At 71.4% G+C, this 25,456-nt stretch carries 26 protein-coding genes; 8 read left to right on the forward strand and 18 right to left on the reverse strand.

Annotation, left to right across the window (positions count from 1 at the left end; translation table 11 throughout):
- Positions 1–5: 5 nt before the first annotated feature.
- Complete coding sequence (locus ACZ5K7_RS37475; RefSeq protein WP_468921200.1) at positions 6–1,925, reverse strand: AMP-dependent synthetase/ligase; 1,920 nt, start codon at positions 1,923–1,925, stop codon at positions 6–8.
- Positions 1,926–2,305: 380 nt separating this feature from the next.
- On the opposite strand from ACZ5K7_RS37475, the gene ACZ5K7_RS37480 reads away from it, so the two are divergent.
- Together ACZ5K7_RS37480 and ACZ5K7_RS37485 are read left to right on the forward strand one after the other, a co-directional pair.
- Positions 2,306–3,199 carry a MaoC family dehydratase gene (locus ACZ5K7_RS37480; protein ID WP_468920982.1) on the forward strand — a complete coding sequence of 298 codons (894 nt, stop codon included), beginning with the start codon at positions 2,306–2,308 and terminating at the stop codon, positions 3,197–3,199.
- 216 nt (positions 3,200–3,415) lie between these two features.
- On the forward strand, positions 3,416–4,708 hold the full coding sequence (locus ACZ5K7_RS37485) for a DUF6716 putative glycosyltransferase (protein WP_468920984.1): 1,293 nt from the start codon (positions 3,416–3,418) through the stop codon (positions 4,706–4,708).
- Here the strand turns inward: ACZ5K7_RS37485 and ACZ5K7_RS37490 are convergent.
- From ACZ5K7_RS37490 to ACZ5K7_RS37525, 8 genes are all read right to left on the reverse strand, one after another.
- On the reverse strand, positions 4,666–5,394 hold the full coding sequence (locus tag ACZ5K7_RS37490) for a TetR/AcrR family transcriptional regulator (protein ID WP_468920986.1): 729 nt from the start codon (positions 5,392–5,394) through the stop codon (positions 4,666–4,668). The genes ACZ5K7_RS37485 and ACZ5K7_RS37490 overlap by 43 nt on opposite strands.
- A gap of 57 nt (positions 5,395–5,451) precedes the next feature.
- The gene (locus ACZ5K7_RS37495; protein ID WP_351694201.1) at positions 5,452–5,790 is read right to left on the reverse strand and encodes a DUF4229 domain-containing protein; all 339 of its coding nucleotides are present in this window, start codon (positions 5,788–5,790) and stop codon (positions 5,452–5,454) included.
- Positions 5,791–5,865: 75 nt separating this feature from the next.
- The gene (locus tag ACZ5K7_RS37500) at positions 5,866–6,390 is read right to left on the reverse strand and encodes a GNAT family N-acetyltransferase (protein WP_468920989.1); all 525 of its coding nucleotides are present in this window, start codon (positions 6,388–6,390) and stop codon (positions 5,866–5,868) included.
- Positions 6,391–6,602: 212 nt separating this feature from the next.
- The gene (mqnE, locus tag ACZ5K7_RS37505; protein WP_093499805.1) at positions 6,603–7,766 is read right to left on the reverse strand and encodes an aminofutalosine synthase MqnE; all 1,164 of its coding nucleotides are present in this window, start codon (positions 7,764–7,766) and stop codon (positions 6,603–6,605) included.
- 42 nt (positions 7,767–7,808) lie between these two features.
- Positions 7,809–8,264 (reverse strand): Lrp/AsnC family transcriptional regulator, encoded by a 456-nt coding sequence (locus ACZ5K7_RS37510; RefSeq protein ID WP_351694208.1) that lies wholly within the window; start codon positions 8,262–8,264, stop codon positions 7,809–7,811.
- A 100-nt stretch (positions 8,265–8,364) separates the two neighbouring features.
- On the reverse strand, positions 8,365–9,009 hold the full coding sequence (locus ACZ5K7_RS37515; protein ID WP_351694544.1) for a UbiX family flavin prenyltransferase: 645 nt from the start codon (positions 9,007–9,009) through the stop codon (positions 8,365–8,367).
- Positions 9,010–9,094: 85 nt separating this feature from the next.
- A complete protein-coding gene (gene mqnP, locus ACZ5K7_RS37520; RefSeq protein ID WP_351694211.1) occupies positions 9,095–9,997 on the reverse strand; it encodes a menaquinone biosynthesis prenyltransferase MqnP in 903 nt (300 codons plus the stop codon).
- Entirely contained in the window at positions 9,994–11,451 is a 1,458-nt protein-coding gene (locus tag ACZ5K7_RS37525) for a menaquinone biosynthesis decarboxylase (protein WP_351694214.1), read from the reverse strand. The genes mqnP and ACZ5K7_RS37525 overlap by 4 nt, the downstream gene beginning before the upstream one ends.
- Before the next feature lie 76 nt (positions 11,452–11,527).
- Between ACZ5K7_RS37525 and ACZ5K7_RS37530 the strand changes: the two genes are divergently transcribed.
- Positions 11,528–12,088, forward strand: a complete 561-nt coding sequence (locus ACZ5K7_RS37530) for a TlpA family protein disulfide reductase (RefSeq protein WP_468920999.1) — start codon at positions 11,528–11,530, stop codon at positions 12,086–12,088.
- Here ACZ5K7_RS37530 and ACZ5K7_RS37535 read toward each other — a convergent pair whose 3' ends face one another.
- Positions 12,089–12,592 carry a DUF3515 family protein gene (locus tag ACZ5K7_RS37535; RefSeq protein ID WP_351694220.1) on the reverse strand — a complete coding sequence of 168 codons (504 nt, stop codon included), beginning with the start codon at positions 12,590–12,592 and terminating at the stop codon, positions 12,089–12,091. It lies immediately after the preceding gene.
- A gap of 86 nt (positions 12,593–12,678) precedes the next feature.
- On the opposite strand from ACZ5K7_RS37535, the gene ACZ5K7_RS37540 reads away from it, so the two are divergent.
- Entirely contained in the window at positions 12,679–12,945 is a 267-nt protein-coding gene (locus tag ACZ5K7_RS37540) for a PLD nuclease N-terminal domain-containing protein (protein WP_351694223.1), read from the forward strand.
- Between the two features lie 14 nt (positions 12,946–12,959).
- Here the strand turns inward: ACZ5K7_RS37540 and ACZ5K7_RS37545 are convergent, their stop codons facing one another.
- From ACZ5K7_RS37545 to ACZ5K7_RS37555, 3 genes are all read right to left on the reverse strand, one after another.
- Positions 12,960–14,672 carry a protein kinase domain-containing protein gene (locus tag ACZ5K7_RS37545; RefSeq protein WP_468921002.1) on the reverse strand — a complete coding sequence of 571 codons (1,713 nt, stop codon included), beginning with the start codon at positions 14,670–14,672 and terminating at the stop codon, positions 12,960–12,962.
- 184 nt (positions 14,673–14,856) lie between these two features.
- Positions 14,857–15,027: a DUF397 domain-containing protein gene (locus tag ACZ5K7_RS37550; RefSeq protein ID WP_351694231.1), complete on the reverse strand. Its 171-nt coding sequence runs from the start codon at positions 15,025–15,027 to the stop codon at positions 14,857–14,859.
- 192 nt (positions 15,028–15,219) lie between these two features.
- A complete protein-coding gene (locus ACZ5K7_RS37555; RefSeq protein ID WP_351694234.1) occupies positions 15,220–15,570 on the reverse strand; it encodes a winged helix-turn-helix transcriptional regulator in 351 nt (116 codons plus the stop codon).
- A 133-nt stretch (positions 15,571–15,703) separates the two neighbouring features.
- Here ACZ5K7_RS37555 and ACZ5K7_RS37560 point away from each other — a divergent pair, with 133 nt between their 5' ends.
- From ACZ5K7_RS37560 to ACZ5K7_RS37570, 3 genes are all read left to right on the forward strand, one after another.
- Positions 15,704–16,354: an FMN-dependent NADH-azoreductase gene (locus ACZ5K7_RS37560; protein WP_468921007.1), complete on the forward strand. Its 651-nt coding sequence runs from the start codon at positions 15,704–15,706 to the stop codon at positions 16,352–16,354.
- Between the two features lie 105 nt (positions 16,355–16,459).
- Positions 16,460–16,702, forward strand: a complete 243-nt coding sequence (locus tag ACZ5K7_RS37565; protein ID WP_351694240.1) for a chaplin — start codon at positions 16,460–16,462, stop codon at positions 16,700–16,702.
- A 150-nt stretch (positions 16,703–16,852) separates the two neighbouring features.
- On the forward strand, positions 16,853–18,250 hold the full coding sequence (locus ACZ5K7_RS37570; protein ID WP_450972804.1) for a purine-cytosine permease family protein: 1,398 nt from the start codon (positions 16,853–16,855) through the stop codon (positions 18,248–18,250).
- 22 nt (positions 18,251–18,272) lie between these two features.
- Here ACZ5K7_RS37570 and gcvH read toward each other — a convergent pair whose 3' ends face one another.
- From gcvH to ACZ5K7_RS37595, 5 genes are all read right to left on the reverse strand, one after another.
- Positions 18,273–18,659 carry a glycine cleavage system protein GcvH gene (gene gcvH / locus ACZ5K7_RS37575; protein ID WP_468921012.1) on the reverse strand — a complete coding sequence of 129 codons (387 nt, stop codon included), beginning with the start codon at positions 18,657–18,659 and terminating at the stop codon, positions 18,273–18,275.
- 135 nt (positions 18,660–18,794) lie between these two features.
- A complete protein-coding gene (locus tag ACZ5K7_RS37580; protein WP_468921014.1) occupies positions 18,795–20,642 on the reverse strand; it encodes a stealth family protein in 1,848 nt (615 codons plus the stop codon).
- A gap of 15 nt (positions 20,643–20,657) precedes the next feature.
- Positions 20,658–22,355, reverse strand: a complete 1,698-nt coding sequence (locus tag ACZ5K7_RS37585; protein WP_468921016.1) for a stealth family protein — start codon at positions 22,353–22,355, stop codon at positions 20,658–20,660.
- Positions 22,356–22,509: 154 nt separating this feature from the next.
- Entirely contained in the window at positions 22,510–23,523 is a 1,014-nt protein-coding gene (locus tag ACZ5K7_RS37590; protein WP_468921019.1) for a CorA family divalent cation transporter, read from the reverse strand.
- 189 nt (positions 23,524–23,712) lie between these two features.
- A complete protein-coding gene (locus ACZ5K7_RS37595) occupies positions 23,713–24,912 on the reverse strand; it encodes a DUF6777 domain-containing protein (RefSeq protein WP_468921021.1) in 1,200 nt (399 codons plus the stop codon).
- 161 nt (positions 24,913–25,073) lie between these two features.
- Here ACZ5K7_RS37595 and ACZ5K7_RS37600 point away from each other — a divergent pair, with 161 nt between their 5' ends.
- The gene (locus ACZ5K7_RS37600; RefSeq protein WP_351694262.1) at positions 25,074–25,451 is read left to right on the forward strand and encodes a response regulator; all 378 of its coding nucleotides are present in this window, start codon (positions 25,074–25,076) and stop codon (positions 25,449–25,451) included.
- Positions 25,452–25,456 lie beyond the last annotated feature (5 nt).

Consider the following 25,456-nt stretch of genomic DNA (forward strand, 5'->3'; position numbering starts at 1 on the left):
GCCGGCTACCTCTCCTTCGTGTCCTTCGTGTAGAGGCTCTCGATCTCCGTCGCGAAGTCCTTCATGACCGCCTCGCGGCGGAGCTTCATCGAGGGGGTCAGATGCCCGGCCTCCTCGGTGAAGTCGACGGGGAGCATCGTGAAGCGGCGGATGGACTCGGGGCGGGAGACCAGCTTGTTGGCCTCGTCGACGGCCCGTTGCAGGATCGCCTGCAACTCCAGGTCGTCCAGGAGGAGTTCCGGCGGCACCGGGTGTTTGCCGTTCATCTGGCGCCAGTGGGTGAGGCCGTCCCGGTCGAGGGTGATCAGCGCGCTGACGTACGGCAGTCCGTCGCCGACCAGCATCACCTGGGAGATCAGGGGGTGGGAGCGGAGCCAGTTCTCCAGCGGGGCGGGGGCCACCGACTTGCCGCCGGCCGTGATCAGCATCTCCTTCTTGCGGCCGGTGATGGTGAGGTAGCCCTCGTCGTCGAGTTCGCCGATGTCGCCGGTGGCCAGCCAGCCGTCCCGGGCCGCCGGGACGACCCCGCCGGCCTGCGGGTCCCAGTAGCCGCGCAGGACGTGGTCGCCGGCGACCAGGATCTCGCCGTCGGAGGCGATCCGGACCTTGGTGCCGGGCATCGGCCAGCCGACCGTGCCCAGCCGGGGCTTGAGCGGCGGGGTGCAGGTGGTGGCGGCGGTGGTCTCGGTCAGGCCGTAGCCCTCGTAGATCTCGATGCCGGCGCCGGCGTAGAACGCGGCGAGCCGGCGGCCCAGCGGGGAGCCGCCGCAGATGATGTGGCGGACCCGGCCGCCCATGGCGGTGCGGATACGGCGGTAGACCAGCGGGTCGTAGAAGGCGCGGGCGGTCTTCAGGGCGCGGCCGGGGCCGCTGCCGGTGCCGGTCTGGCTGGCCTCCAGGGCTTCGCCGTACCGCTGGGCGACCCCGGTGGCCCGGTCGAAGACCGCGACCCGGCCGCCCGCCTCGGCCTTCGCCCGGGCGGTGTTGAAGACCTTCTCCAGCATGTACGGGATGGTGAGCAGGCAGGTCGGTCTGAAGGCGGCCAGGTCCGGGAGCAGGTCCTCGGCCTTGAGGCTGGGGGCGTGGCCGAGGCGGACCCCGGCGCGTATGCAGGCGATCGCCACCATGCGCCCGAACACATGGGACATGGGCAGGAAGAGGAGGATGGAGACCTCGTCGTCGTTGCGGGCCTTGAAGATCGGGTAGAGGAGTTCGATCGCGTTGTCGACCTCGGCGAAGAAGTTGCCGTGCGAGAGGGCGCAGCCCTTGGGGCGGCCCGTGGTGCCCGAGGTGTAGATGAGGGTGGCGATCGTGTCGGGGCCCAGCATGCCCCGCCGTACGGCCACTTCGGCGTCCTGGATGTGGCCGCCCGCCTCCGCGAGCCGGTCCACGTGCCCCTTCTCCATCACCCACAGGTGGCGCAGGTCGGGCAGCCGGTCCAGTTCGGGGCCGAGCGCGGCGGCCTGTGCGGAGGTCTCGGTGACCAGGGCGACGGCGCCGGAGTCGTGCAGGATCCAGCGGGTCTGGAAGACCGAGGAGGTCGGGTAGACCGGGACGGTCACCAGGCCGGCCGCCCAGGCGCCGAAGTCGAGGAGCGTCCACTCGTACGTGGTCCGGGCCATGACGGCGATCCGGTCGCCCGGCATCAGCCCTTCCGCGATCAGCCCTTGGGCCACCGCCATCACCTGCGCGGCGAACTGGGCGGCCGTCACCTGTTCCCACCGGCCCTCGCCCGTCGCCGGCTTGCGGCTGAGCACGATCGCGCCGGGCTCGGCCTCCGCGTTCTCGAACGGCAGGTCGGCGAGCGAGCCGTGCCGCACCGGCGGCGCGAACGGCGGTACGGAGGCCTCCCGCACCACCCCGTCCAGCCGCTGGACGAGGGGTTCGATCAGGATCGGCTTCCCGTCGTAGTCCGTGGCCTGGATCGCGGTACCCGGGGAGACGGGGACGGCGTTCTGGAAAGAGGAAGTGGACACGGGGCGGCTCCTCGGGCGTGCAGCGGGTGAACTGCTTGCTGCATGTCGTACGCGCCTCGCGCACCGAGGCGTTCACCGGGGCCGGGCCTCAGAAAGGGGTTACCGGCAGTTAGGTCTGGAGATCGTACGGGGCCGCTGTGGCGGGGTTGTGGGGTTTCGGGGATGGTACGGGGCCGGGCCTGTGCAATCCCGGAGGTTACGTGAGGACCTCTCACATTAGGCCCCACTTCCGGAGCTTGACAGCTGTGACATAGACTTACCTTGGGTAACCTTACTTCAGAGTCAGCAGTTGGGCGATCCGGGGGGACGGACATGACGGACCGCTGTCGTTGTCCGCGCCGACGGCCACGGGAAGGACGGGCGCGGTGATCGTCCTCGGCGGCCCGCCCGCCCTCGGTCCCCTGCTCGCGCGTGGCGCGCTGCGGTCGCCCTTCAAGAGGCCGGCCGCCGACGCCCCCTTCCCCCGCACCCGCCTCGTGCTCCCCGCCGTCCGCGCCGACGTCGGCAGACTCGCCGCCTACGAACGTGTCTGCGGTTTCGCCACCGGCGACGACGGGCTGCCCGTCACCTACCCGCATGTCCTCGGGTTCCCGCTGGCCATGCGGCTCATGAGCGCGCGGGACTTTCCGCTGCCGCTGCTGGGCCTGGTGCACACCTCGGTCGAGATCGAGCGGTATACCGAGCTGCCCGGTGCGGGGACGTACGAACTCTCGGTCCACATCGAGAAGCTGAGCCCCCATCGGCGCGGCACCGAGGCCACCGTCGTCACCGAGGCGCGCGCAGGCGAGGACGTCGTATGGGCGTCGCGGAGCAGGTACCTGGCGCGCCACCGGACCCCGACGGTCCACGGCGGCACACCCCGGGAGGGCCAGGACCGCCCGGAGCGCCCGGAGCCGTTGCCGGTGGTCGAGGAGTGGCGGATCGCCGGGGATGTCGGCCGGCGGTACGGCGCCGCTTCCGGGGATCGCAACCCCATCCACCTCCACCCGCTCACCGCGAGGCTCTTCGGCTTCCCCCGGGCCGTCGCGCACGGCATGTGGACCGTGGCCCGCTGTCTCGCCGCCCACGGGGTGCCCGAACGCGTCCGGGTGGAGGCGGAGTTCCGGGCGCCGGTGCTGCTGCCGGGGACGGTCGCCTACGCGGCGGAGGGGGGACGGTTCGAGTTGCGCGGCGCGGCGGGACGGGTGCACGTGGTGGGCGGTGTCCGGCCGTGCGCCGGCTGACCACTCCCCCGGGCTGTGCGAAGAATGTGTTTCGCCTTTCTGTGGGACGGCTGTAGGCGGGTCGCAAACCCGCAGCTGGAAGGGGCGGGCACCACCTTTCCCACAGGAGATCCTCACCCTGCCCAAGGCTTCTGGAAGGCTTTCCTCATATTTCACAAAGGGAGCATTCCTAGCCTCTGCTCACTTCCCTGATCCCTTGCACGAAGGGCACTGAGCATGCCTTCCAGACGCGTCGCCGTACTCGCGGACTCGGACACCCGTTGGAAATGGGGTGCGTCGGTGGCCCGTCAGATCGCCCCCGGCCACGAGCTCGACGCGTACTTCCTGCGGAGCCGGTCCACCCCGACCGAACGGCAGCTCGCCGAGATCGGCATCGTGCCCGACACCCGGCGCGAGGTGCCCGCGGCCCGACTGGTCGACGACGAGGAGCTGGCGAACGCCGACATCGTCGTGCTGGCGGTCGCCGGCGGCACCGTCCTGGCGCTCGCCCACAGCCTGGGGCTCGCCTGGGCGGGCCGGGAACACCGGCCGGTCACGGTCAGCGGGTACGTCGGCGTGGTCTACGAGAAGATGGTCGACGGCCTCATGACCCGCGCCGGCACGGACATCGTGCTCGCCAACTCCGGCCATGACGCCCGGCACTTCCGGTCCGTCTTCGAGAGCGTCGGCGTCGACCCGGACTCGGTGGTCGAGTGCGCGCTGCCCTTCCTCGGCGGGGATCCCTACCGGCCGTCCCCCGACCGGCCGTTCACCGTCACCTTCGCGGTCCAGCCCTCCGTGCCCAAGGACCGCGACGCACGGCTCACGCTCCTCGAACGCGCCGCCGCGCACGCGCGGCGGTATCCCGAGCGGCTGGTGCTGATCAAGCTGCGCAGTCTGCCCGGCGAGCAGACCACCCATGTCGAGTCCGCCCCGTACCAGTTGCTCGTGGACTCCCTCGCCGAACCCGCCCCCGAGAACCTCCAGCTGGTCTACGGCAACATGGGCGAGGTGCTGGACCGCACCGACCTGCTGGTGACGGTGAGTTCGACGGCCGCCATGGAGTCGATGCACCGGCGGATCCCCACCGTGATCCTCACCGACTTCGGCGTCCGCGAGGCCCACGGCAACCACTACTTCGTGCACTCCGGCTGCCTGGCCTCCTGGGACGACATCGACGCGGGGGCGCTTCCGCAGCCCGCCCCGGAGTGGGCGGCGGCACACGGCATCGGCAAGAGCGACCCGTACGCGGCGGCCCGTGCCCGCGTCGCCGCGCTCCGGGCCGCCGGTCCGCTGAGGCCGCTGCGCCCGTACTACACCCCGGGGACCGCCGGCATCTACCTCGGCTCGATCCTCCGGCACAACGGGTTCGACGAGCAGGGGCGCCCGCTGCCCGTGCCGCTGGGCGCCGGCGGCCGGGGACGCGTGCGGCGGATGGTGCGGAAGGTGGCCCGGCGGGGCGCCAAGCGGCTGTACCGCGTGGGCTATCAGCGGCTGGCGCCCGCCCTGCGCCGCTGGGGCGCCGTGTGAGTACCGGCGTCCGCCGGCCCGGCCGGGTCCGGTGGCGTCGGCGTCGGCGTCGGCGGCGCCCAGGGGTGCCCGTCCATCAGGTTGCCCAGGCCCGCCCACGCGAAGTTCATCAGGGTCGTCGCCGCCTCTCGCGCGGTGACACCCGGAGTGACGTTCGCCCAGGCCGCGAGGGACTCGGCGGCGCCGACCAGGGCCTCGGCGAGCCCCGCCACCTCACGCTCGGGCAGGTCGGGATCGCGGCGCGCCTCGCGGGCGGCGACCACGATGAGCTGGGTCACGAACTCCACGATCTCCGTGCGCATCGCGGCGACCTCGGAGGCGAACCGCTCACCGTGTGTTCGCGCCTGCAGATGCAACACCGACCAGGCGTCGGGGTGTTCGGCGGTGTGCGCGAAGAACGCCTGTAGTCCGTCCCAGAGTTGGCGGTCGGCGGGCAGGTCCCGGCGTACGCCGGTCCGGATCGCCTCGGTCAGCGCCGTCGCCTCACGGCGGATGCACGCCGTGAACAGGTCGTCCTTGGAGTTGAGGTACAGATACACCAACGGCTTGGAGACACCGGCGAGTTCGGCGATCTCGTCCATCGACGCGGCCATGTAGCCGCGCTGCCCGAAGGTCCGCACGGCGGCGTCCAGCATCTGCTGCTCCCGGACCGCCCGCGGCATGCGCTTGGTCTTCACGGCACCCATGGGGCAAAGCCTAAGGGGGGCCGGCGGTGAGGGCGTCGTCCGGGAAGCCCGGGAAGCTCAGGAAGAGGTCTGGGCCTGCCCCTGGGCCGACGCCTGCGGCTGGGCGGCCTGCGCCTGCGCCGCCTCGTCGACGGCGTCGTCCTCCTGGCTGCGGTTGGCCTCGATGTTGGCCTTCATCCGGTCGACCCGCTGCGCGACCTGGACCGAGGCGCGGTCCCGCTCCTTGCGCAGCACGATGAAGCTGATCGGTGCCGACAGGACGAGGGAGAGCAGCAGGACCCACAGGAGGTTGGAGTCGCCGAAGCCGCGCGGGAACGCGCCGGCGTAGACCAGGCCCCAGACGACGAGGAGGCAGCCCGCGAAGATACCGAGGCGCATCAGCGTGTAGCGGAGCATCTCAATCCAGTCTTCCGATGACGAAAAGGGGCACCGTCCAGTGAAGCACGGCGTGAGACCGATCTTGCGGCGGGGTCAGACGAGCGGCAGCAGCATGGTGATGTCGTCGCGGTCGTCGCCGGGTGCGACGCGGATCGCGGCGGGGACGCGGCCGACCTCCTGGTAGCCGCAGGAGCCGTAGAACTTCTCCAGGCCGTGGCCGCCGCGGCAGCCGAGGCGTATCGCGGCTATGCCGTCGAAGCCGCGGGCCGCGTCGGCGGCGGCCGCGAGCAGGTCGCGGCCGTAGCCCTGCCCCTGGTGCTTGGGATGCACCATCACCGTGTACAGCCACACCCAGTGCTTCATGAGCCGGTGCGTGTTGAAGGAGAAGAAGGCGGTGGCGGCGACGGTACCGGTGTCGTCGTGGCCGACGAGGAGCCGGTGGCGGCCCTCGGCCATGGCGACGAAGTGCTTGACCAGCTCCGGGCGGATGTCGTCCGGGGTGACCGGCGCGACGAAGCCGACGGCTCCACCGGCGTTGGACACCTCGGTCCAGAGGTCGAGGATGCCGTCGCGGAGGGCGGGGGTGACAGCCGGGTCCAGGGTAAAGGTAAGGGACACGTCTGGATGCTATCCATTACATGGAGGCGGGTGCGACGACTATTCACCATGCGGACCGGGGCGCGTTGTCGACTGCGGGTGCGTGGGGGCTGATCGCGCAGTTCCCCGCGCCCCTGAAAGAAGGCCGGCTGCAGTGCGCCCCTTCAGGGGCGCGGGGAACTGCGCGACAAGCCACGACGCACCCGCACCCGAGAACGCACCCCGCGGCTCCCTCAGACCCGCATCGGCTGGGGGGACTCCCGGCGCGCCGGGTCCGGGCCGTCGTACTCGCGGATGATCTCGTATCGCGTGTTCCGCTCCACCGGCCGGAAACCGGCGTCGCGGATCAGGTCCAGCAGGTCCTCGCGGGTCAGCTTGTTCGGCGTGCCGTAGTTGTCCGCGTCGTGGGTGATCTTGTACTCGACGACCGACCCGTCCATGTCGTCGGCGCCGTGCTGGAGCGCCAGCTGCGCCGTCTGGACGCCGTGCATGACCCAGAAGACCTTGACGTGCGGCACGTTGTCGAAGAGGAGACGCGAGACCGCGAAGGTCTTGAGGGCCTCCGCGCCGGTCGCCATCTGGGTGCGCGCCTGGAGCCGGTTGCGGACCTTGCCGTCCTTCATGTCCACGAAGTCGTGCTGGTAGCGGAGCGGGATGAAGACCTGGAAGCCGTTCGTCTCGTCCTGGAGTTCGCGGAGGCGGAGCACGTGGTCGACGCGGTGGCGGGGCTCCTCGATGTGGCCGTAGAGCATCGTGCAGGGCGTCTTGAGCCCCTTCTCGTGCGCCAGCCGGTGGATCCGGGACCAGTCCTCCCAGTGGGTGCGGTGGTCCACGATGTGCTGCCGGACCTCCCAGTCGAAGATCTCCGCGCCGCCGCCGGTGAGGGACTCCAGGCCCGCGTCGATCAGCTCGTCGAGGATTTCGGAGGCGGACAGACCGGAGATCGTCTCGAAGTGGTGGATCTCCGTCGCCGTGAAGGCCTTGAGGGAGACGTCCGGGAGGGCCGCCTTCAGTTCGCGCAGCGACCGCGGGTAGTAGCGCCACGGCAGGTTCGGGTGCAGGCCGTTGACGATGTGCAGCTCGGTGAGGTTCTCGCCCTCCATCGCCTTGGCGAGCTTCACCGCCTCCTCGATGCGCATCGTGTACGCGTCCTTCTCGCCCGGCTTGCGCTGGAACGAGCAGTACGCGCAGGACGCGGTGCACACGTTGGTCATGTTGAGGTGGCGGTTGACGTTGAAGTGGACGACGTCACCGTTCTTCCGCGTCCGCACCTCGTGGGCGAGGCCGCCCAGCCAGGCCAGGTCGTCCGACTCGTACAGCGCGATGCCGTCCTCGCGGGTCAGCCGCTCACCGGCCCTGACCTTCTCCTCCAGCTCACGCTTGAGCCCGACATCCATGCCCACACCTTTCGTCACGACCACGACCACACCACCGTACGGCTAGACCTCTTCGGGCAGTTCCCCGACCCGGTTCTCCCACTTCGTGGACAACACGATGGTGGTACGGGTCCGGGAGACGCCCTTGGTCCCGGACAGCCGCCGGATGGTCTTCTCCAGCCCGTCCACGTTCGTCGACCGCACCTTGAGCATGAAGGAGTCGTCGCCGGCGATGAACCAGCAGTCCTCGATCTCCGGCAGGTCCCGCAGCCGCTGCGCCACGTCCTCGTGGTCGGCCGCGTCGGAGAGGGAGATGCCGATCAGGGCGATGACGCCGAGGCCGAGCGAGGCCGCGTTGACGGTGGCGCGGTAGCCGGTGATGACACCGGCCGCCTCCAGCCGGTTGATGCGGTCGGTGACGCTGGGTCCCGACAGTCCGACGAGGCGCCCCAGCTCCGCGTACGAGGCCCGGCCGTTCTCCCTCAGGGCCTGGATGAGCTGCCTGTCCACGGCGTCCATGCGATCGAAGCCTTCCGCTGAAAGTGCCCGAAGTAGATGAGAGGTACTGCAGAGGTGGTGCCAGGTGGTGCCAGGTGGTGCGTGGTGGTGCCGGGTTCTGCTACTTGCCGCCGCCCCCGAGGTCGCCCTCCCAGCGGCGGTACAGCCGGTGCCCCACACCGGCCGCGTCCAGCACCCGCCCGGCGACGAAGTCCACCAGGTCCTGGATGTGCGTAGCGCCCGCGTAGAACGCCGGGGAGGTGGGGACGACGACCGCCCCGAGATCGTCGAGGGTGACGAGGTGCCGCAGGGTCTGGCCGTTCAGCGGGGTCTCGCGGACGGCGACGACGAGCGGCCGACGCTCCTTCAGGTTGACACTGGCCGCCCGCTGGAGCAGGTCCTTGGAGAGCCCGAGCGCGACCCCGGCGACGGCGGCGGTGGACGCCGGCACGATCAGCATGCCCTTGGTCCGGTACGACCCCGAGGACGGCCCGGCGGCCAGGTCCCCGGCGTTCCAGTACCGCACCCGCGCCAGGTCCGTCTGGAAGGTCCCCGGCTTGCCGTCGGCCCCCCGGGCCAGCCACTCCCCCAGGTCGTCCTGCCAGTGCGCGTCCCGGAAGGAGATCCCCGTCTCGTCCAGCAGGGTGAGCCGCGAGGCCCGGCTGACCACCAGGTCGACGCTCTCGCCCGCGTCCAGCAGCGCACGCAGCACAGCGGCCGCGTACGGCGTACCGGACGCCCCGGACACCCCCACGATCCAAGGCACCCGCTGTGTTTCTCCTGCGTTCACACCTTGAGCGTACCGGCGCGCCCGGCCGAGTTCAGGACGGGGCCGCGGTGGTCGACGGTACTCAGACCGTCAGGCCCCGGACCAGCAGGTCCAGCAGGGCGCACAGGAAGAGGGCGATGCCGATGAAGCCGTTGACGCTGAAGAAGGCGCGGTTGAGGCGGGAGAGGTCGTGGGGGCGGACGATGGAGTGTTCGTAGGCGAAGGCGGCGGCGACGATCACCAGGCCCAGCCAGAAGAACCCGCCCGCGTGGGTCGCCACGGCGTACCAGACGAACAGTGCCGTGGTGATCAGGTGACAGGCGCGGGCGCCCCAGATCGCGGCCGGGATGCCGAAGCGGGCCGGGACCGACCGGACGCCGATCTCGCGGTCGGTCGTGACGTCCTGGCAGGCGTAGATCAGGTCGAAGCCGCCGATCCAGATGCCGACCGCGAGGCCGAGGATCACCGCGTCCCAGGACCACTCGCCGGTGATCGCCAGCCAGCCGCCGATCGGGCCCATGGCCTGGGCGACGCCCAGGATGGCCTGCGGGAAGTTCGTGAACCGCTTGCCGTAGGGGTAGACCACCATCGGGATCACCGCGACGGGCGCGAGGGCCAGGCAGAGCGGGTTGAGCAGGGCCGCCGAGCCGAGGAAGACCGCCACCGCGATCAGCGCGCCGGTCCAGGCGTGCTTCACGCTCATCGCGCCGGTGACCAGCTCACGGTGGGCCGTACGCGGGTTCCGGGCGTCGATCTCGCGGTCGATGATCCGGTTCACGGCCATCGCGAAGGTCCGCAGTCCGACCATGCAGATCGTGACCAGGAGCAGCCGCCCCCAGTGGATGTTCTTGTCCCACTCGAACATCGCGGTCAGCGCGGCGATGTACGCGAAGGGCAGGGCGAAGACCGAGTGCTCGATCATCACCAGACGGAGGAAGGCTTTCGTGCGTCCCGGCTGCGGGAGCGCTGCGGAAGCGGAGCTCACAGTCCGTACTCCTTCCAGCGGCGGTCGACCGTCGCCGCCGTATCCGGGTCCGACAGGACCATGTCCGGCCAGCCCCCGTCCCTGGTGTAGCCCTCCTCGGGCCACTTCCTGGTCGCGTCGATACCCGCCTTGCCGCCCCAGAACTGCTGGTAGGAGGCGTGGTCGAGATGGTCGACGGGGCCTTCCACGACCGTGAGGTCACGGGCGTAGTCGGTGTTGCCGAGGGCCCGCCAGGCGACCTCGTGCAGGTCGTGGACGTCGCAGTCGGAGTCGACGACCACGATGAGCTTGGTGAGGGACATCATGTGCGCCCCCCAGACCGCGTGCATGACCTTCTGCGCGTGCTTCGGGTACTTCTTGTCGATCGAGACGATCGCACAGTTGTGGAAACCGCCGGCCTCGGGAAGGTGGTAGTCCACGATGTCCGGGACGATGATCTTCAGGAGGGGCAGGAAGAAGCGCTCGGTGGCGCGGCCGAGGGGGCCGTCCTCCGTCGGGGGGCGGCCGACCACGATCGACTGCAGGAGCGGCCGCTTGCGCATCGTCACGCAGTCGATGGTCAGCGCCGGGAACGGCTCCTGCGGAGTGTAGAAGCCGGTGTGGTCGCCGAACGGGCCCTCGGGGAGCATCTCGCCGGGCTCCAGCCAGCCCTCCAGGACGACCTCGGCGTTGGCCGGGACCTGGAGCGGGACCGTCTTGCAGTCGACCATCTCGATCCGCCGGCCCGCGATGAACCCGGCGAACAGGTACTCGTCGATGTCGCCGGGGAGCGGGGCGGTGGAGGCGTAGGTGACGGCGGGCGGGCAGCCGAAGGCGATCGCGACGGGCAGCCGCTCGCCCCTGCGCGCCGCCACCTGGTAGTGGTTGCGGCTGTCCTTGTGGATCTGCCAGTGCATGCCGATGGTGTTCCGGTCGTGCCGCTGGAGCCGGTACAGGCCCAGGTTGCGGATGCCGGACTCGGGGTCCCTGGTGTGGGTCAGGCCCAGGTTGAAGAAGGAGCCGCCGTCCTGCGGCCAGGTGAACAGGGCCGGCAGCTGGTTCAGGTCGACGTCGTCGCCGTGCAGGACGACCTCCTGGACCGGGGCGTTGTCGGACTTCACCTTCTTCGGCGGGACGTGGGCCATCGCGCCGAGCTTCCCGAAGGCCTCCCGCACACCGACGAAGCCGTGCGGGAGCTCGGGGCGCAGCAGGCCGCCGATCTTCTCGGAGATCTCGCCGTACGACTTCAGGCCGAGGGCCTTGAGCAGGCGCCGGTCGGTGCCGAAGACGTTCATGGCCAGCGGCATGCTGGAGCCGCGCACGTTCTCGAAGAGCAGCGCGGGTCCGCCCGCCTTCTGCACCCGGTCGACGATCTCCCCGACCTCCAGATACGGGTCGACCTCGGCCTTGACACGCTTGAGGTCTCCCTCGCGCTCCAGTGCCCGGAGCAGGGAGCGAAGATCGTCGTAAGCCATGCGTCCCAGTATCGGCCACCCGGGGCCGGGGCCCGGTCACCGCCCCCTGCGATACCGCCTGCGATACTCGTCGGCCATGATCGTCCGCAGCCGGATACGCCGGTTACCGCTGCTCGCCCTGCTGCTCGTGCTCGCCGCCTGTGCGCCGCGCCAGGACACCGGCGGCTCGCCGGTCTCCGCGCTGACCCGTGTCGCGGCCGCCGACCGCCGGGCGGCCCCCGACCTGTCGGGCAGCGGCCTGGACGGCAGGGCGGTACGGCTCGCCGACTACCGGGGCAAGGTCGTCGTCCTGAACGTGTGGGCGTCCTGGTGCGGGCCCTGCCGGGCCGAGGCGCCCGAACTGTCCAAGGCTCAGCAGGAGTTGGCGGCCAAGGGGGTCCAGGTGTTCGGGGTGGACACGGACGCCCGGCGGGACAAGGGGCAGTCGTTCGCGCGTGCGCACGGGCTGGTCTACCCGAGTCTGCACGACCCCGGCAGCCGCAAGCTGCTCCGGCTGCCCCGGGGCTATGCGCCGCGGGCCCTGCCGTACACCCTCTTCATCGACCGGGGCGGGAAGATCGCCGCGAAGTACCTGAGCCCGCTCACGGCGGCGGACGTGCGCACGATCGTCCGGCCGCTGCTCGCCGAGAAGGCCTGACTACTGATCGCCGTCGCTCGCAAGGCACTTGGCGTCCGCCCTGATGGGCGCCACCAGGTGGCTGAGGTCCAGCAGCACCGCGTCCGGGCGGGTCACCGAACCGCCGATCGAGACCTCCACGGCCGGGCTGCGGCCGTAGGTGACCAGGTACTTGCGGTCGCCGGTACGGTCCCCCGCCTGCTCCCGCCACACCCAGTCCACGCCGTCCACGCTGACGCACGCGTCCGTCGTCGGGGCGGGCGGGGTGAGGCCGCAGCGCAGCTCCACCGCCCCGTGGCCCCAGACCGCGAGGCCCTCGAAGGTGACCGGGTCGCGGCCGGCGCCGCCGAGGCGGTCGGGGTAGCGGTCGGCGATCCGCGCGCACGCCGGGTCCTTCGCCAGTGGCCCCTGCGCCAGGCCGAACACCGGCGAGCTCAGCTCGTACGCCACCAGTCCGGCGCCGGCCGCCAGCCCGGCCGCGGCCACACCGGCCGCCGCCCGCCCCCTGCGAGACCACCCACGCACCACCGCTGCTCCCCCCTGTGCATCGAGGGACCCATCATGCCCACAGGACCGTCACCGGACGTCGCGCACCCGCTACTCTGGCCGCCATGCTCAGGTATCTGCCTCTTCTGCTGGTCCTCGCGCTGTGGATCTACGCCTTCGTGGACTGCCTGAACACCCCTGAGGACGAGGTCCGCGCCCTGCCGAAGCTGGCGTGGGTGCTGGTCATCCTGCTCTTCGGCGAGGTGCTGGTCGGCCCGGTGGCCTGGCTGGTCGCGGGCCGGGCGCGGCAGCCGCGGGAGCGGTGGGTCGCGCCGGACGACAACCCGGAGTTCCTGAAGTCCCTGAAGCCGGAGGATCCGCGCACCGACTGACCGGACGGGCCCCGCTAGAGCAGCGCCTTGACCTGGGCCGCGCTCAACGCCCGCCGGAAGACCTGGACCTGCTTGATCGAGCCGGGGAACCAGTCGGAGGGGCCGCCGTCGGCTGTGGCGCGGCCGATCACCAGGGGGCCGTTGGCGGCGACCGGGTTGCTGTCGTCGATGCCCGCCTCCTGGGTGCCGTCGACGTACAGGACAAGCTGGTTGCGTGGGCCCTCGTAGACACCGACCAGGTGGGTCCAGACGTCCGGCTTCGGGACGGTGTACGACAGGGCGCGCAGGCCGGGCCGGGCAAAGGCCCAGCGGTTCTCGGCGGCCGAGTACTGGAGGTAGAAGCCGCTGACGGCGTCGGCGTCCTGACTGACGGCGGTGGCGTAGGAGGACGGCCGGCCGCTCAGGCACACCCACGCGGAGACGGTGAAGCTGTGGCCCCGGTCGGTGCGGAGCACCGGCCCCCGGGTCATGATCTGGCTGGTGCCGCCGTCGAACAGGGCCGTCCCGTCCTTGCCCCGGCCCCAGCCGACGGCGGTGGCGATCCCGTCGTTGCGGCCGGTGTCGTCGGCGGCGACCGTGCCGGAGGTCTCTTCCAGCGGCCAGGCGCCGAACGGCGAGGGGACGGTGACACCGCCGACGGAGTACTCCGGGACCTTCTTGCCGCCACCCCCGTTGACGACGTGCGCCACCGGTACGGCGGCGAGCGCGGCCACCGCGAGCACTCCCCCGGAGACGAGGAACGCGCGACGGCGCACGGTCGGAGCGGCGGCGGGGGTGGTCGGCGGGCCGGCGTACGACACCTGGTGCTGGGCCGGGTCGAGCCGGGTGAGCGGGCGGGTGGCGGCGGGCGGGGTGCCCGTGGCCGTGAAGTCGCGCCTGGGGTCCTCGGCCACCGGTCTCGCGAGGAAGGCGGTCGCGTCGGCCGCGGGCCCGTTCCGGGCCAGGATCTGGCGCGGGGTGGGCCGCTGTGCCGGGTCCTTGGCCAGGCAGGCGGCGATCAGGGAGGCGAGCACGGGGTCGGTGACGGCGGTGATGTCGGGTTCGTCGTGGACGACGCGGTAGAGCAGGGCGGGGGTGGACCCGTCGCCGAAGGGGTTGCCGCCGGTCGCCGCGTAGGCGAGCACCGCCCCGAGCGAGAACACGTCACTGGCGCCGGTCACCTCCGCGCCCGCCACCTGCTCCGGCGACATGAAACCGGGCGAGCCGACCATGAGCCCCGCCCGCGTGATGGTCCCGGACTCCACACTGCGGGCGATACCGAAGTCGATGACCCGCGGCCCGTCCTCGGCGAGCAGCACGTTCGACGGCTTGAGGTCGCGGTGCACCAGCTGGGCGGCGTGGATGGAGGTGAGCGCCTCGGCGAGACCGGCGGCGAGCCCGAGCACGGTGGCGGCGGACAGCGGCCCCTGCTCCCTGACCGCGTCCTGGAGGGAGGGCCCGGCGATGTAGCTGGTGACCAGCCAGGGGAGCGGGGCGTCCGGGTCGGCGTCCACGACGGGTGCGGTGAAGGCACCGCTGACCTTGCGCGCGGCCTCCACCTCACGGCGGAACCGGGACCTGAACTCCGGCTGCCCCGCGACCAGTTCCGCGTGGACCACTTTCACGGCGACGGCCCGGCCGCCCGGGGAACGACCGAGGAAGACCCGGCCCATACCGCCCGCGCCGAGACGCCTGAGCAGCTGATACTCCCCGACGGAGCGCGGGTCGCCGGGCTCCAGAGCTGCCACGATTCCCTCCCGCCGAACGCCCGAAGACGCGGTCAGCATAGGACCACCGGCACCGGTGGTTGACCGATTCCGGTCCCCTCGGGGCAAGTTGCCCGCGGGTCTGCCCTTGCGGACAAGCCGCGGTCGCGGCGGGAGGCCGGGCATTCGGGGGCCGCGGCGCCGTCGTGGCTGGTCGCGCCCCTCGCTACACCGACGCGACGAAAACGTCCCACGCGGCGCGACCGAGGAACAGGACCGGACCGTCGGGGGACTTGCTGTCACGCACGGGGACGACGGAGGTGACAGATGCGCGCACTGATTCCGCATCACGGCGGGGCTCCCCACCGCATGACGCAGACAGCTCTCGTCCGGACACCCCGGCCCCGGAACCCGTCCCCGACTGCGCCGCCTGTGCGCTACCGCCCGAGCTTCACGGACTACGCCGTGCTGAGCGCCCCGTAGGGGCGCGGGGCCGTATCGGCATGCGGCTCCGCCGCGTGGGCACGACCAGCCACGACACAGCCGCGGACGACCCACAACGCATCGCCGCGCCTGCGCGGCCGCGCGCTCAGCAGGGCGCGTCCGGCAAGTGGTCCCGCGCCCACTCGCCGAGCGTCTTCAGCGACGGCTCCAGCGCGGCGCCCGCCACGGTCAGGCGGTAGGAGACCCGCAGCGGCGGGCCCTCGTCGACCTCACGCACGACGAGGCCCGCGGCGCCGAGTTCGGTGAGCCGGTCGGAGAGCATGCGTTCGCTGATGCCGGGGATGGCGCGGCGCAGGTTGGCGAAGTGGGTCGGCTGATCCATCAGGACGGACAGGATCGGGCCGTTCCAGCGCTTACCCAGTACCTGGAAGACGCGCGTGATGCCGACGTCCACACCTTTGCACTGCTCCGGGTCGTGCGCCTGGTCCACCGCCATGGGATCAGGGTACAGGCCCACCATGGGCAGGGGCTGAAAAAAAGTAAGCACCTGTGTTATCTATAGCTGAGTACGAATTCTCAGCCCCTCGCGTCTCGCGCCGGGCCCGCTATTCCTGTGTCTGGAGACACTCATGGCCACCCTTCTCCACATCGACTCGTCGCTCATGCCGGGCGAGGCGTCCGCCTCCCGTGCCGTCACGGAGGCCTTCCGCACGGCATGGCAGGAGCAGCACCCCGACGGCACGGTGATCTACCGCGACCTGGCGGTGAACCCGGTGCCGCACATCACGGCGGCCTCCCACAGCGCCGGTTTCGCCGACCCCGCCACCCACTCCCCCGAGCAGGCGGCGGCCTTCGCCGACCGCGTGAAGCTGGTCGAGGAGCTGGAGCGGGCGGACGCGATCCTCATAGGCGCGCCGATGTACAACTTCACGATCCCGTCGACGCTCAAGGCGTGGCTGGACAACGTGATCCTGATCGGTCGCACCGGCGGCGAGAACCCGTCCGCCAAGGGCACCCCGGTCACCGTCGTGGCCAGCCGCGGCGGTTCGTACGCGCCGGGCACCCCGCGGGAGCCGTTCGAGTACGTGCAGAACTACCTGTCCGCGGTCCTCTCCGGCGGCCTCGGCCTCGAAGTCGACTTCATCGTCCCGGAACTGACGATGGCTCCGCAGGTGCCGGCCATGGCCGAGCTCGTGCCGCTCTACGAGGCCTCCCGCGACCGCGCCCTCCAGGAGGCGGCCGACAAGGCGAAGGACCTGGCCGGACGCCTGGCCGCGTAGCGACCCCGGCGGAGCCGATTGCGCCGATCGGCCCAGCTCCGCATGCGGGCCCGATGGCGGGCGGTTGTGATGGACGCGTTCTCACCCCGCTACCAGGAGGCCTTCATGCGCATCCGAGCCCTCGCCGCCACCGGCGCCCTCGCCACCGCCCTCGTCCTCGGCGGCACCACCGCCGCCTTCGCCGACAACGGTGCCAACGCCACCGGTTCCGCCGTCGGCAGCCCGGGCCTGCTGTCGGGCAACGCCGTCCAGGTGCCGATCAGCATCCCGGTCAACGCGTGCGGCGACAGCATCAGCATCATCGGCCTGCTCAACCCGGCGGCCGCCAGCGCCTGCACCAGCGGCTGACCCGGCCGGAGCGCCGCCCGCGGAAGCTTCCGGAGGACCGACCCGCCTCCGGAAGCTTCCGCATGCGTGCAGGTTGTACGCCGGTGAGCCGTCCGAGACGGACAATGCGCCCCTGGGCCGGACCGGGCGCGAACCCGACACTTACCTCGTATGACGACTGCTCCCGCCGGTTCCACCACCAGTATCGCGCCCGAGTACGGCGACCGGGTCATCGCCGTGGAGGCGGCGGGCTCGGAACCGATCCCCGACGCCGAACGCCACGGCAGCCCGCTCCAGCTCCTGTGGACCTGGGCCTCCCCCAACATCGAGTTCGCGACCGTCTACATCGGCGTGATCGCGGTCCTCTTCTTCGGCCTGGACTTCTGGACGGCGACCGCCGCGATCCTGCTGGGCACCGCGCTCGGCGCGGTCACCCAGGGCGTGCTGTCGCTGGACGGGCCGCGGTTCGGCGTCCCGCAGATGGTGATCGGCCGCTTCTCCTTCGGCTACCTCGGCAACATCCTGCCCTCGGCCGCCAACGGCCTGCTCGCGGGAGTCGGCTGGTTCGCGGTGAACAGCGTGAGCGCGGCCTTCGCCCTCAACACGCTGACCGGCCTGCGGCCCCTCCCCTCCCTGCTCCTCGTCGTGGTCGCGGAGATCCTGATCGGCTTCATCGGCCACAACTTCGTGCACACCTTCGAGAAGTACGCGTTCCCGGCCCTCGCGGTGATCTTCCTGCTGGCCGGGGTGTGGACCTTCAAGGACGCCGACCTCGGCGGGGGCGGCTCGGGCGGCGGTGTCGGCGGCTTCCTGCTCGCGTTCAGCGCGGCCTGGGGGTACGCGGCCGGTTGGAACCCCTACGCCACCGACTACTCGCGTTATCTGCCGCGCACCGCGAACAAGGCGAAGACCGTCCTGTGGCCGGCGGTCGGCCTGTTCGTGTCGGTCTCGATCGTCGCGGTCATCGGCGCCGCCTCGGCCACCATCATCGCCCCCAAGGACGCCACGCCCACCGCCGCCTTCACCGGCCACCTCCCCGGCTGGCTCGGTGACCTCGTACTGCTCGCCATCATGCTCGGCGGGGTCTCGGCGAACGCCCTCAACGTGTACTCCGGCGCGATCTCCATCGCCTCCTTCGGCCTGAAGCTCCCCACCTGGCTGAGCCGCAGCGCGCTGGTCGTGGTGTCGGGCATCGCCGGTACGGCCGCGGCCTGGGCCTCACTGGACGACGCGGGCGCCGCCTACGAGGCGTTCCTGCTGGTCATCGCGTACTGGGTGGCGCCCTGGCTGGGGGTCGTGCTGGTCGAGCGGTGGCTCCAGCGCCGTACCGCGACCGACGAGCAGCTGGCCGCCCGCCTGTCCGACCGCTCCTTCACCAACTGGCCGGGGCTGGCGGCCCTGCTGACCGGCGTCGCGGTCTCCGTCCCGCTCTTCTCCAACCAGGAGGACTACGTGGGCTGGGTGCCGAAGCACCACCCCGCCTTCGGCGACATCACGCCGGTGGTCGGCTTCGCGGTGAGCGCGCTGCTGTACGCGGCGCTGCGGAGCCGGGCCAGGCGGACACCGTGACCCGGCCCGGGTGGGTGACCAGCTAGTCCTGCCGCGACCTGACGTACTCCTCGTACTTCTCGGCGCTCATCAGGCCGTCGAGAGCCTTCTTGTCGGAGACCTGGATCTTGATCAGCCATGCCTCGCCGTGCGGGTCCTCGTTGATCAACTCGGGTTCGGAGTTCAGCAGCTCGTTCACCTCGATCACCTTGCCGCCCACCGGCATGTAGACCTCGGTCACCGCCTTCACGGACTCCAGGGTGCCGAACTCCTGGCCCGCGTCGATCGTACGGCCCACGGTCGGTACCTCCACGAACACGATGTCTCCGAGCTGCTTCTGGGCGAACTCGGTGATCCCGATCTCGGCGGAGCCGCCGTTCATGCGGATCCATTCGTGTTCCCGGGTGTACTTGAAGTCGGTCGGGTACATGGCGCGGCTCCTTCGAGTTCGGTCGGCGCCATCAGCCTGCCACCCCCGTCGCCCTGCGTAACGATCCGGATACACCACCCGGGTGACGGTCCGCCCGGCCGGTGGCCGGCCTGGCGGGCCCGGTTGCGGGCCCGTTCAGTCGCGGCGCTGTGCTTCCTCCCGCGTCGGCTGGGAGGGGACTCTCGTCGTGACCGGTTCGGCAGGGCGGGCGGCGCTGCGGGGTGCTCCTTCGAAGCGGCTCGGAAACGGGTACTTCCGCTCCAGGAAGGTGTGGATCGCGGCCTGGGCGGCCGGTCTGGTCTCCGGCGGCGTGTCCACGTCGTTGAGGCAGAAGAAGTCGATGTCCTCGCCGGCCGTGAGGCGGGCCAGGCGGCGGCGCATGTCCGGTGTGCCCAGCTGGACGTAGCGGAAGCGGTAGTCGGCGGGGACGGCCCGGCCGGTCGCCAGCGCCCAGTGGTGGTGGAGCGTGGACGCGGGGGGCACGTCGGAGGTGGAACGGAAGCGCGAGTAGGCGGTCCGTTCGAGTTCCTCGATGCCGAGGCTCTCCATCTCCCGCATGACCGAGAGCAGTTGGGGATGCGGGGTGTGCAGCGACTTGTGCGTGATGTGTCTGCCGTGGAAGCGCCTGATCACCTCGCGGGCGTTCTTGCCCGCGGAGTTCGGGGCCGGTTCGAGCGGGTGCGGGGCGCCGACCCCGAGCTTCAGGGGGGACAGCGGGATACGGGCGATGCCGTTGCCGTGGAAGAAGTGCTCGGGCCCTACCGGACGGTTGATGAAGACGTCGTCGTTGAAGTAGAGGTAGTGCTCCGACAGGCCGGGGATGTGGTGCAGGCCGCTTTCTATGGCGTGGGAGTTGAAGACGGGGAGCGCGTCGGCCGGGAGGATGTCCCGGTGGTCGATCACCGTCAGGCCCTCCGCCTCCGCGTCCAGCCAGGCGGGGATCTGGGAGTCGGTCACGAGATACACGCGCCGGACGAACCCGGCGTACATCTCCAGTGAGCGCAGTGCGTACTTCAGTTCGTCATGGCTGGTGTAACGGGAGGCGCCGGTCTCGCGCGGAGCGATGCCGTTGTCGGAGCGTTCCTGATGGGCGCGGCGCTTCGCGGCCATCGCCGGGTCGTCCCCGTCGACCCAGGTGTACACGGCGTCGACGGGGAACAGCACCTCGTCGATGCCGGGCTCGGCGAACGGGGCGAACGTCGGGACGGCGCGGTGGCGACCCGCCGCCGGTTGCCGCGCGGCCACCGGCAGCACCTCCGCCACGGGGTTGCGGCGCGGGGCGACGAGCGCCGGACCGAAGACGTCCGGCAGCCGGCTGCCGGGCACGGTGAGCCAGGCGGGATCGGTGCCCGCGGCCGTACCCGGGGCGCTGCCCGCGGCCGGGTCCGGGACGGCGCCGAAGTCCCGGCCGTGCCGCCAGAACTCGATGTCGCACCCCGTTTCGAGGCCGCTGAGCACCTGCCCTGCCGGGCCGAGCCGCACCACACCGGTGCGGAGCACCGCGGCGCGCCGCAGGGCCCGCGGCAGCCTGCCGTCGGCCCACAGCACCGCGGTCGTCACGGCACCGTCCGGTCCGACGGCGCCGACGTACCCGGCGGTGCCCGCGAAGCGCCGGGCGGCCCGGGCGAGGACCGCGCCCCGGTACGACTCCTCGACGCCCACGGCCTGCCGCGGCGCGCCGTGCCCGTGGTCGGAGGGCACCAGGAAGTACGGGACCTGCAGCCCTTCCAGAAGGGTGCAGACCCGTTCGAGATCGGCTTCGACGGCGTCCGAGGCGGTGTACGCGGCGACCGTACGGCCGCACAGCCGCGCCGGTCCGAGGGCGATCCCCCGCGTTCCGGGGACGGCGGCCCGCAGGCGTCGTCGGGCCCGGGTCGCGCGCAGCGCCCAGAGCCCGCCCGACACCCAGGTCCACAGGCGCGCCAGCAGGCTCCCGGCGGCGCGCAGGCCCGCGGGTGCCGTGAAGCGGTGACGGATGTCCATGCCCCCCGGCCCCCGTCAGTCCTGCTTCTCGAAGGGGCTCGCGAAGGGGAAGTAGTCCTCCAGGAACTCGTTCATCCGGAGGCCGACCCGCTCCCGCTCCTCGGGCGGCACGTCGACGTCGTTGAGGCAGAAGAAGTCGAAGCGGCGGTTGCGGCGCAGCTCGGCCAGGCGGGCCTCCGCGTCCGGGCGGCTGATGTTGACGTACCGGAAGCCGAACCGGCCCGGCACGCCGTGGCCGGTCATCAGCGCGTACTGGTAGAGCAGCGGGGCCGTCAGGGCGATGTCCTGCGGCGAACGGAAGCGGGACGCCGTGGTGCGGCGGATGTCCTCCGGGAAGAGCTCCTCCAGGGCCCGCAGTGTCTCCCGCTGCTGCGGCAGCGGGGTGTGCATGAAGTTGTTCGTGGTCATCCGCCCGAACTTCTCCAGCAGCAGTTGGCGGACGTTCTTGCTCGCGGAGTTGGTCGCCGTCTCCTCGGCGTGCGGCTTGCCGACGCCGATCTTGAGCGGGGACACCGGGATCTTCATCAGACCGCTGCCGTGGAAGAAGTGCTCCGCGGTGACCCGGCGGCCGACGAACACGTCGTCGTTGAAGTAGAGGTAGTGCTCCGACAGGCCGGGGATGTGGTGCAGCCGGGTCTCGATCGCGTGCGAGTTGAACACCGGCAGGACGTCCGCCGGGAAGATGTCGCGGTGGTCGACGACCGTGATGCCCGGGGCGGTGTCGTCGAGCCAGTGCGGCTTCTGGCCGTCGGTCACGATGTAGATGTGGCGGACGAAGTCGGCGTACATGGCGAGCGAGCGCAGTGAGTACTTCAGCTCGTCGTGGCTGGTGTAGCGGGAGGCGTTGGTCTCCTTGTCCAGGATCTCGGCGGTGCCGCGCTCCTGGTACCGGGCGCGCTTGGCGCGCATCTCCGGCTCCTCGCCGTCCACCCAGGTGTATACGACGTCGACGGGGAAGGTCACGTCGTTCACGGTCGGCTGGGTGAGCGCGACGAAGCTCGGCAGTTCCCGGTCGCCGATCCGCACCATGGCCGGCTTCTGCTCGGACGCCGGCAGTACGTCCGTGATGCCGTTGTTCCGCGGTGCGACGAGGGACTCCGCGAAGATGTCCTCGGACGCCTGCGGCTGGACCGCGGCCAGGCGGCGGGGGCCCTTGTCGGAGGCGAGGAGTTCTGCCCCGTCCTCCCAGAACTCGACGTCGCAGGCGAGCTCCGGGCCGGCGAGCAGCTGGCCCGCGGGGCCCAGGAGGTTCTCCCCGACGCGCAGGACCGGGGCCGTACGCAGCGGGGCCGGCAGGACACCGTCCATGAACAGGGCGGGGTGCTTGAGCTTTCCGCCGGGCAGCGGCCTGCCGATGAACACCGCCTTCCCCGCGTTCCGCGCCTCCAGGGCGGCGAGGAAGCGCTCCCGGTCGAGGGCGTTCACGCCGATGGTGTGGCGGGTGCGCGAGGCCGGCACCAGGAAGTAGGGGATGCCTTCCTGCTCCAGCGCGGCGAGGACCAGGCCGAGGTTGGCGGCGGCCGCCTCGGCGGCGGTGAACCGGGTCACGACCCGTCCGTAGAGCTGCTGGCCGCGCACCGCCACCGGGCGGAGCACCGGGTCCGTGACCGCTGCCCTGCGGCGCCGCCGCAGGGTACGCAGCTGCCACACCTTCTCGGCGGCCTTCCGCTCGACTCGCGGTCGCACCCGCCGGGCAAAGGAACGCACGGTCACGTTCTGAGCTCCTCTACATCAACCCCTACACACCCTTGTGTTAACCAGACGGACACCTAAGGCGGATGGTTGTAGAAATCTTCCCGGAGATTTAAGGGAAAGCGGATCTCTCACACAACCAGCTCACACTCGCGTGTGCTAGGGAGAGGCGGCTCTAGCCGTCGTCCCGCAGTCGCCGCCAGATGCGGGTGCGGTGCAGCACGTAGACGGCGACGGCCAGGGTGACCAGCTGGAGGCCCACGGCGAGCAGCCAGAACTCGTCCCGGGTCTCCAGCCGGTCCGTCAGGAAGGTGAAGTTCATGCCGAAGAACCCGGTCAGGAACGACAGCGGCAGGAAGATCACCGACACGATGGCCAGCCGGTTGATCACACCGTTCTGTTCGCCCGCGACCAGGGACGAGTAGCTGGCCAGGGCGCGGCGCGCGGCGTCCTGGAGGGACTCGATGTCCGTGCGGACCAGGCGGGCCGCGCGCGCGAACTCCTGCGCGAGGCGCTGCCGTTCGGCCGGGAAGTCGCTGCTCATCATCCTGCGGGTGACCACCTCGTCGACCGCCTGGAGGTAGGGCAGCAGCGAGTGGTGCAGGAGGGCGGAGCGGCGGCGCAGCTGGGACAGCAGGTAGATCTGCTCGGGGTGCCGGTCCTCGAACATGGCGTCCTCCAGCTCCTCCACCTGGAGCAGCGCGTCCACCGTGGCCCGGCGGAACGTCGCCAGCGCCTCCTGGAGCAGCAGGAACAGCGTGGCCACGGCGTCATGGGGCCGCTCCCGCCGCAGCTGCGCCAGCAGGCCCGGCGCCAGGACGGCCGGGCCCCAGTGGGCGGCCACCAGGAAGCGCTCGCCGGCCAGGGCGTGCACGTGGGTGACCCGGTCGTCCACGACCACGGGTACGACGAAACCGGCGATGTCCCCCAGGAACTCGGCCCGCGGCGACTCGTCCGGCACACCGAACCAGTCCAGGTCCTCGTCGTCCAGCCCGAGCCGCCGGGCCACCGACTCCTCCACCGGCTCCTCCGCCGGGCCCGGCTCCTGCGGCAGCTGGACCCCGAGGATCAGGAACGGGTCCCCGGCGAGCCGCCGACGGGCCTCCGGCACGGAGATACGCGCCGTGCCCCCGTCCGGGGCCGTCACCCTCGTCACGATCATCACCTCACCGCTGATCCCTTCGCCCACGGGTCCCAGCGTGCGTGCGGTCCACGGTCGGCGCACTCGGAAACGCGCATGTGCCGTGCGGTACGGCCCCGGACGAGTGAGGGCCCGGCACGGCCGGGGATCGCCGAACCCGGCCGCGCCACGGTCCCGGAGCCGAAGTCGCAGAACCGGGGCGCCGACGCCCCCCGGCGCCGGCGCCCCGCTCCCGCTTCAGCCGCGGAAGGCCCCCTCAGCCACACCGCCGAAGAGCCCACCCGAAACGGAGGCACCGGCGTCGGTACCGCCCTCGCCGGGTCCCCCGTCCACGGCGGCACCGCCGTCGGCTCCGCTGCTGTCGCCGCCCCCGTCGTCCCCCGTGGGCCCGGTGGTGGTGGGTTCCCCGGTCCCGGTGCCGTCACCAGCCACGGTCAGTGTCACCAGGGAGCCGCCCGGAACCCCGGTCCCCGCCTCCGGGTTCTGCCCGATGACCGTGCCCGGGGTGGCCGTGTCGGTCACCTCGTCGGTCGTGGAGACCTGGAACCCCTGGGCTGCCAGGGCCGCCTGCGCGTCGGCGAGGGGCTGGCCCTGTACGTCCGGGACCGTGACCGTCTCGGCCGTCGCCGAGTCGGACGGCGCGCCGGACGTGTCGTCCGAGCCCGTCCCGCCCGGCAGAACCTCGTCGTCGGTGCCGTCGGAGCCGGCCTCGCGGGCCAGTCCGGCGTCCGGGTGCTCGACATCGACGAGCTGGTACACCTCGACCGGCTTGTCCTCGGCGGCGGGCTTGACCTTGGCCACCTTCTTCGGGTCGTACTTCGGCCACTTCCGGTTGCGGGCGTCGAACTTCACGTCGGCCTTTTCGACGTCGTGCTTGAACGAGGCCAGCGGGTTGCCGCAACTGCACTGCACCACCGGCTGTCCCAACCGGTCGACCAGAACGGCGATGCCCGCTTCCAGCAGCGCATCGAAGGCCTGTGCCCTGCCCTTCTTGAAGTCGTGGTCCTTGACCAGCGTGTCGGTGCGCAGCAGGACGGGCGTCAGCTTCGCCACGAAGCCGCCGATCTCGCCGACGTTCTTCAGCCCCTCGGCCCTGGCCCACTCCTCGGCCTTGTCCCGGTTCTCCGGCTTCTCCAGGAAATCGACGAGCCTGCCCTTGTCACAATGGCCGGCGTCCCGGGTCCCCCCGTACAGACCCGGGTCGTCGCCCCCGATCTCCCCGGCGATGAGGTTGATCGCCTCCCCGATGGCGATGTCGGTGCCGAGCTTTCTGAAGAAGGGCGCCAAGGTCGGCACGCCACGTGCGACGGCCTGTACCCCGACCGCCTCGGCGCCCTCGCCGGCGACGGCCGCGCATCCCGTCGTCAGCAGACCGAGCACCACCAGGACAGCCGCGAGCGCGATGGTGACGCGCCCACTCCCCCGAATGCGTTTCATGATCTTCCCCCTGGCTCCTTCCGGGTCGCGGTCAGCGAACGGTCCCGCCAGTGTGGGCGTCCGGCGGGGGCGGTCGCATCGGGGCGCCCACGGGTTCACCGGCCGCCGATGTCCGTGCCCGCACGGATGACGCGGCGGTCGCCGGCGGTGACGATGGACGCATGTCGCGCACCGTGCTGATCGTCGACGACGACCCCGGATTCAGAGCCGTGGTACGGGCGTTGCTGACAGCGGACGGCGACTACGCGGTGGCGGAGACGGGTTCGGGGGCCGGGGCGGTCGCCGCCGTGGTGAGGCTGCGGCCCGATGCCGTGCTGCTGGACATCGGGCTGTCCGGCAGGGACGGCTTCGGGGACGGCTTCGCCGTGTGCCGGGCGCTGCACAGGGTGGCCCCGGCGACGGCGGTGGTGCTGTGTTCGGCGCGGGAGGCCGAGTTGTACGGGGAGCGGATCGCCCGGTCCCCGGCGGTGGGGTTCCTCGCGAAGGAGCGGGTGTCGGCGGCGGCGCTGACGCGGCTGATCGCCTCGAGGGGACGATGAGCGGG

The sequence above is a fragment of the Streptomyces sp. NPDC031497 genome, from assembly GCF_055580905.1.

Coding starts and splice junctions, on each gene's coding strand:
- ACZ5K7_RS37485 (WP_468920984.1), top strand. CDS start 3,416: ATGCCTTCCAGACGCGTCGCCGTACTCGCGGACTCGGACACCCGTTGG.
- ACZ5K7_RS37490 (WP_468920986.1), bottom strand. CDS start 5,394: ATGGGTGCCGTGAAGACCAAGCGCATGCCGCGGGCGGTCCGGGAGCAG.
- ACZ5K7_RS37495 (WP_351694201.1), bottom strand. CDS start 5,790: ATGCTCCGCTACACGCTGATGCGCCTCGGTATCTTCGCGGGCTGCCTC.
- mqnE (WP_093499805.1), bottom strand. CDS start 7,766: ATGGATGTCGGGCTCAAGCGTGAGCTGGAGGAGAAGGTCAGGGCCGGT.
- ACZ5K7_RS37510 (WP_351694208.1), bottom strand. CDS start 8,264: ATGGACGCCGTGGACAGGCAGCTCATCCAGGCCCTGAGGGAGAACGGC.
- ACZ5K7_RS37525 (WP_351694214.1), bottom strand. CDS start 11,451: ATGGCTTACGACGATCTTCGCTCCCTGCTCCGGGCACTGGAGCGCGAG.
- ACZ5K7_RS37530 (WP_468920999.1), top strand. CDS start 11,528: ATGATCGTCCGCAGCCGGATACGCCGGTTACCGCTGCTCGCCCTGCTG.
- ACZ5K7_RS37540 (WP_351694223.1), top strand. CDS start 12,679: ATGCTCAGGTATCTGCCTCTTCTGCTGGTCCTCGCGCTGTGGATCTAC.
- ACZ5K7_RS37555 (WP_351694234.1), bottom strand. CDS start 15,570: ATGGCGGTGGACCAGGCGCACGACCCGGAGCAGTGCAAAGGTGTGGAC.
- ACZ5K7_RS37560 (WP_468921007.1), top strand. CDS start 15,704: ATGGCCACCCTTCTCCACATCGACTCGTCGCTCATGCCGGGCGAGGCG.
- ACZ5K7_RS37565 (WP_351694240.1), top strand. CDS start 16,460: ATGCGCATCCGAGCCCTCGCCGCCACCGGCGCCCTCGCCACCGCCCTC.
- ACZ5K7_RS37570 (WP_450972804.1), top strand. CDS start 16,853: ATGACGACTGCTCCCGCCGGTTCCACCACCAGTATCGCGCCCGAGTAC.
- gcvH (WP_468921012.1), bottom strand. CDS start 18,659: ATGTACCCGACCGACTTCAAGTACACCCGGGAACACGAATGGATCCGC.
- ACZ5K7_RS37580 (WP_468921014.1), bottom strand. CDS start 20,642: ATGGACATCCGTCACCGCTTCACGGCACCCGCGGGCCTGCGCGCCGCC.
- ACZ5K7_RS37595 (WP_468921021.1), bottom strand. CDS start 24,912: ATGAAACGCATTCGGGGGAGTGGGCGCGTCACCATCGCGCTCGCGGCT.
- ACZ5K7_RS37600 (WP_351694262.1), top strand. CDS start 25,074: ATGTCGCGCACCGTGCTGATCGTCGACGACGACCCCGGATTCAGAGCC.